We start from the raw sequence: 5010 nt of genomic DNA, 5'->3' as shown, positions 1-5010 counted from the left end.
ATTTCAGCTCGGCCAGGGTCACGGTCAGCTGCGGCGCGTTGGGTGCGTTAGTGGTCGGGGTGAAGCCGAGCAGGCGTACGGCGGCTTCGGCCTGGGCCTGCAGCTTGGGCAGGATCTGCTCGCGCTGTACGGTGATGGCGCTGGTTTCCGGGTACAGACCGCCACGGGTGCCGAGGGTTGGCGACGGACGACCGTCGACCACACGCACGATGACAGGCTGGCCGCGACCGACCGCTGGCAGTTGCGTGGTCAGCTTCGGCTCCGGATTCAGTTGTTGCGGGCTGTGGGCGCAGCCGGCGAGGGTCAAACCGGCGACAGTGATCAAACCGAACAACAGGCGTTGCAACATGCTCTTCTCTCCAGAATCAGGCACAAACAGGCCGGCAGTATAGCGGTGGGCCACTGCGCGTAACCAGCGCCGCACAGTGAATACTGAAATGTCTGACAAACCCCGCCGAAAGCGGTTCCTGTCACACATTCTTCACCGTCCATACACCGCGGCGTCATGGCTTGCCGACAAGCTTCAAAGCAGTCCTCTTTCAAGGAACTCTGCCATGCGTTATCTGATCTCGCTGTTCGCCCCTCGCCCACTGCATCGCAGCTTCGCCCTGCTCGACCGCAACGGCCGTTGCCAGGCCTTCAAGCAGTGCAGCCTGCAACCGATGGGCGACGGCTGGGTGGAAATTGAAGAAATCCGCCTGACCTGGTTGAACCAGCCGCTGCCCGCCAGCGCCCGGGTCGTACCGCGACAAATGCGCGCACGGGGTCAGGTGCAGTTGAGCATCTGACCGGACGCCTAATATAAAGTCATTAAACACGAGCAACTGCGCGCATTTCTTCGCTACAATCTCCCCCCGATTATAAGGACGTCTCCTGATCGGGCCCCGCAACAGCGTCAATGCGCATGCATCGACATCAAAATCGCCCACAGAGAGCCGCCCACACAGATCGAGTGAAGTTGGCGCGCTTGCCTGTTCTTCCGGCAAAAACCCGCTTTTCGCGAATCTGCAGAGCTGTCATTCGCTCGGCCACCGCGTTGTTTTGCCCTAGCGGGCAGGTGCCAGGCCAAGGCAGCCCTTTTTTGAGGTTCACGTCTTCAAAAGAGCGTGAAAAAAACGGGTTTTCACAACTTCACAAGAGTGTGGCGAGCAAATGAATAGTTTTGCGTCTGAACATGCACCATTAGCGTCTGAAACAGCCCAACGACACAGGACCGGGTATACCTCGAACATCGGAGCCTGAAGCCTGTCCGCTACGGATTTGGTTGCACGAAAACGGATGACTCGACCATAAGTCGAATTGCCAGCCCTGCGTGAAAATGCGTTCATGGAACGCTTGAAACCAGGCCGCACGCATCCGTCGAAGTTGCGAAAAATTGCGAAGATTCGGACATGGCCCACCTGACCACGGATAGCCCGGGCCCACTGACCTGCCCTGGAACGCCTGGCAGCCATGCCGACAATTTGGTGCTGCAGATTTGGGAGACGCGTTAAATGGCGCATAACGAAGCAGTCGACGTAGTTCTGGTAGGGGCCGGCATCATGAGTGCCACCCTGGCCGTACTGCTCAAAGAGCTCGACCCCGCGATCAAGCTGGAAGTCGTCGAGCTGATGGATTCCGGCGCCGCCGAGAGTTCCAATCCGTGGAACAACGCCGGTACCGGTCACGCCGGCCTGTGCGAGCTGAACTACACCCCGCAGGCTGCCGATGGCAGCGTCGACATCAAGAAAGCCGTGCACATCAACACCCAGTTCGAGGTGTCGAAGCAGTTCTGGTCGTACCTGACCAAGAAGGGCACGTTCGGCTCGTGCAAATCCTTCATCAGCCCGGTTCCGCACCTGAGTTTCGTTCAGGGCGAAAGCGGTGTGTCGTTCCTCAAGGAGCGCTTCAACGTGTTGAGCAAGCACCACGCGTTTGCCGACATGGAGTACACCGAAGACAAAGGCAAGATGGCCGAGTGGATGCCGCTGATGATGCCGGGTCGCTCGCCCGAAGAAGTCCTCGCCGCCACCCGCGTAATGAACGGCACCGACGTCAACTTCGGCGCCCTGACCAATCAGTTGCTCAAGCATTTGAGCAGTGCTCCGGACACCCAGGTCAAATACTGCAAGCGCGTGACCGGCCTCAAGCGTAACGGCGCCGGCTGGACCGTCAGCATCAAGGACGTCAACAACGGCAACACCCGCGAAGTCGACGCAAAGTTTGTCTTCCTCGGTGCCGGTGGCGCGGCCCTGCCGTTGCTGCAGGCTTCGGGCATCGAAGAAAGCAAAGGCTTCGGCGGCTTCCCGATCAGCGGCCAGTGGCTGCGTTGCGATAACCCGGAAGTGGTCAAGCACCACCAGGCCAAGGTCTACAGCCAGGCGGCTGTGGGTTCGCCACCGATGTCGGTGCCGCACCTCGACACTCGCGTCGTCGACGGCAAGAAATCCCTGCTGTTCGGGCCATACGCCGGTTTCACCACCAAGTTCCTCAAGCATGGCTCCTTCATGGACCTGCCGATGTCGGTGCGCGCCGGTAACATCGGGCCGATGCTGGCGGTGGCGAAAAACAACATGGACCTGACCAAGTACCTGGTCAGCGAAGTGATGCAGTCGATGGAACAGCGTCTGGAATCCCTGCGCCGTTTCTACCCGCAGGCGAAAGCCGAAGACTGGCGCCTGGAAGTGGCCGGCCAACGGGTGCAGATCATCAAGAAGGACCCGAAAAAGGGCGGCATCCTGCAGTTCGGTACCGAACTGGTCGCGGCGAAGGACGGCTCCCTCGCTGCCCTGCTCGGCGCTTCGCCAGGCGCGTCGGTGACCGTTTCGATCATGCTCGAGCTGATCGAAAAATGCTTCCCGGCCAAGGCGTCCGGCGAGTGGGCCACCAAACTGGCGGAAATCTTCCCGGCCCGTGAAAAGGTTCTGGAAACCGATGCTGCGCTGTATCGCAAGATCAACACGCAGAACAACATCGCCCTGGAACTGGTTGAAGAAAGCAGCGAGACACCAAGCTTCGCTTGATCTTGCGGCATAAAAAAACGCCCGTACTCCTTGAGTGCGGGCGTTTTTTATGGCCAGGCAAGAACCAATAATCCTGGCTTACAAACCTTTGTAGTGAGGTGGCCTCAGCTGCGAGCCTTGTCGATCAATTCGATGTACTCAGCGGCGTTACGCTGATCCTTGATCAGCTCGACAAAAGTCTTGCCCTGCGCGTCCTTGCCATCCACGTCGAAACCCGCCTCAACGAAGAAGCCCAGAAAGCGCTCGAAGTCATCGATGCGCAAACCGCGGTAGGCCTTGATCAGTTTGTGCAGCGACGGCGAAGTGGCGTCGACCGGCTCAAAATCGAGGAACAGCTTGATCTGCTCATCGCCGATCTCGTCACCAATCACTTGTTTCTTATCTTTACGCATTGCCGACTCCAGCTCGCAGACATGACACGGGGCGGGCAGTTTACCCCTGCCCGACCGCCCGGCTCAACGCGGACGAATCGCCCCGGTGTGCAAATCGGCCCAGATATGGCCGTTGGCATAACTGAGGAACTGCACATACACCGTGTCATTACGCAACAGATCCATCACCACGCGGTACTGAGCGAGCGGATAGAACAGCGTCAGGGTTTTGCTTTTGTCATCGTAGGCCGGCTTTTTCAGGCTTTTGCTTTCGCCGTCGAAACTCACCAGCACCTGAGAAATGCTCGCGCCCTTGTTCAGCGATTTGCCTTTGAGGCGGATCAACAAGGATGAGGTGACCGGAATCGGCTGCTGATTGGACTGGCGCTGCGCACCGACCACCACCGAATACTCGCTGACTTGCAGCAGTTGCTGCTGCTCGGGTTCAGCGTCGCGCAGGGTCAGATCGTCCGGCGGCAGGAACTGGCTGTGCATCGGCGCGGCGGACAGCGGCAGGCTGAGAGACAGCAACAGGGCGGCGAGACTGCAGATCAAGAGGCGCATGACAGGCTCCGGGGGCGGGGCCGAGCACTCTAGCATGGGTAACGCGGATGGATCAGCACACACAAAAACAACTGTGGGAGCGAGCCTGCTCGCGAAAGCGGTGTGTCAGTTTTCAATGATGCTGACTGACACGACGCCTTCGCGAGCAGGCTCGCTCCCACAGGGGGCAATGCAGGTTCTTACATGCCTTTAACGGCGTAAATCCCGTTGGCGTTGCGCCAGTAGCCCTTGTAGTCCATGCCATAACCGAAAATGTAGCGGTCGATGCATGGCAGGCCGACGAAATCGGCTTTCAGGTCCGGGCGCGCCTTGCGGTCGTGATCCTTGTCGATCAGCACGGCGGTGTGTACTTTGCGCGCGCCGGCGTGTTTGCAGAAGTCGATGATCGCGCCCAGGGTATGACCTTCGTCGAGGATGTCGTCGATGATCAGCACGTCGCGGTCGATGAACGAGACTTCCGGCTTGGCTTTCCAGAACAGGTCGCCGCCGCTGGTTTCGTTGCGATAACGGGTCGCGTGCAGGTAGGACGCTTCCAGCGGGAACTGCAGATGCGTCAGCAGTTTGCCGGAGAAGATCAGGCCGCCGTTCATCACGCAGAACACCACCGGGTTGCTGTCAGCCAGTTGCTCGTTGATTTGTGCACCGACGCGGGCGATGGCCGCCTCGACTTCAGACTCGGTGTACAGGCAGTCAGCCTCTCGCATGATTTGACGGATATGCTCGAGATCAGCGGACATGGCGCTCTCCAGGGGTTGGCGGAATTGGAAAAGCGGGCAAAGGTACGCATCCCGCGAGGTCGAATCAAGCTCTTATGGACTAACGTACAGAATGTCCTATAGGACATCACCCTCGGATAGATTAATCTAGGCCGGTTTTTTTGCCCGCCGCCGGAGCCTTTCCCATGCCCATCCTCGAGATCCGCCATCCGCTGATCCGTCATAAACTCGGCCTGATGCGCCGCGCTGACATCAGCACCAAGAATTTCCGCGAGCTCGCTCAGGAAGTCGGCGCCCTGTTGACCTATGAAGCTACAAAAGATCTGCCGCTCGAATCCTACGACATTGCCGGCTGGT

Annotated in this window: 6 protein-coding genes and 1 pseudogene; 3 read left to right on the top strand and 4 right to left on the bottom strand. The window is 59.0% G+C overall.

The window, feature by feature from the left end; all coding sequences use genetic code 11:
- Positions 1-349, bottom strand: a pseudogene (locus OQK_RS15790) (YajG family lipoprotein); the annotation flags it as partial.
- A gap of 205 nt (positions 350-554) precedes the next feature.
- On the opposite strand from OQK_RS15790, the gene OQK_RS15785 reads away from it, so the two are divergent.
- Together OQK_RS15785 and mqo are read left to right on the top strand one after the other, a co-directional pair.
- Entirely contained in the window at positions 555-788 is a 234-nt protein-coding gene (locus tag OQK_RS15785; RefSeq protein ID WP_016773235.1) for a hypothetical protein, read from the top strand.
- Between the two features lie 705 nt (positions 789-1493).
- Positions 1494-3002: a malate dehydrogenase (quinone) gene (gene mqo, locus OQK_RS15780; protein ID WP_016773234.1), complete on the top strand. Its 1509-nt coding sequence runs from the start codon at positions 1494-1496 to the stop codon at positions 3000-3002.
- A gap of 104 nt (positions 3003-3106) precedes the next feature.
- On the opposite strand, the gene OQK_RS15775 is transcribed toward mqo, so the two are convergent.
- From OQK_RS15775 to OQK_RS15765, 3 genes are all read right to left on the bottom strand, one after another.
- Positions 3107-3394 carry a PA4642 family protein gene (locus tag OQK_RS15775; protein WP_016773233.1) on the bottom strand — a complete coding sequence of 96 codons (288 nt, stop codon included), beginning with the start codon at positions 3392-3394 and terminating at the stop codon, positions 3107-3109.
- Between the two features lie 63 nt (positions 3395-3457).
- A complete protein-coding gene (locus OQK_RS15770; RefSeq protein ID WP_016773232.1) occupies positions 3458-3937 on the bottom strand; it encodes a hypothetical protein in 480 nt (159 codons plus the stop codon).
- Positions 3938-4116: 179 nt separating this feature from the next.
- The gene (locus tag OQK_RS15765) at positions 4117-4674 is read right to left on the bottom strand and encodes a hypoxanthine-guanine phosphoribosyltransferase (RefSeq protein WP_016773231.1); all 558 of its coding nucleotides are present in this window, start codon (positions 4672-4674) and stop codon (positions 4117-4119) included.
- Between the two features lie 164 nt (positions 4675-4838).
- On the opposite strand from OQK_RS15765, the gene OQK_RS15760 reads away from it, so the two are divergent.
- On the top strand, positions 4839-5010 hold a 172-nt coding region (locus tag OQK_RS15760), incomplete at its 3' end, for a uracil phosphoribosyltransferase (RefSeq protein ID WP_038860991.1).

It is taken from the genome of Pseudomonas sp. R62 (assembly GCF_000257605.1).
Classification (GTDB): domain Bacteria; phylum Pseudomonadota; class Gammaproteobacteria; order Pseudomonadales; family Pseudomonadaceae; genus Aquipseudomonas; species Aquipseudomonas atacamensis.
The sequence above is the reverse complement of the archived record's forward strand: the minus strand, read 5'-3'. Positions and strand labels throughout refer to the sequence as shown.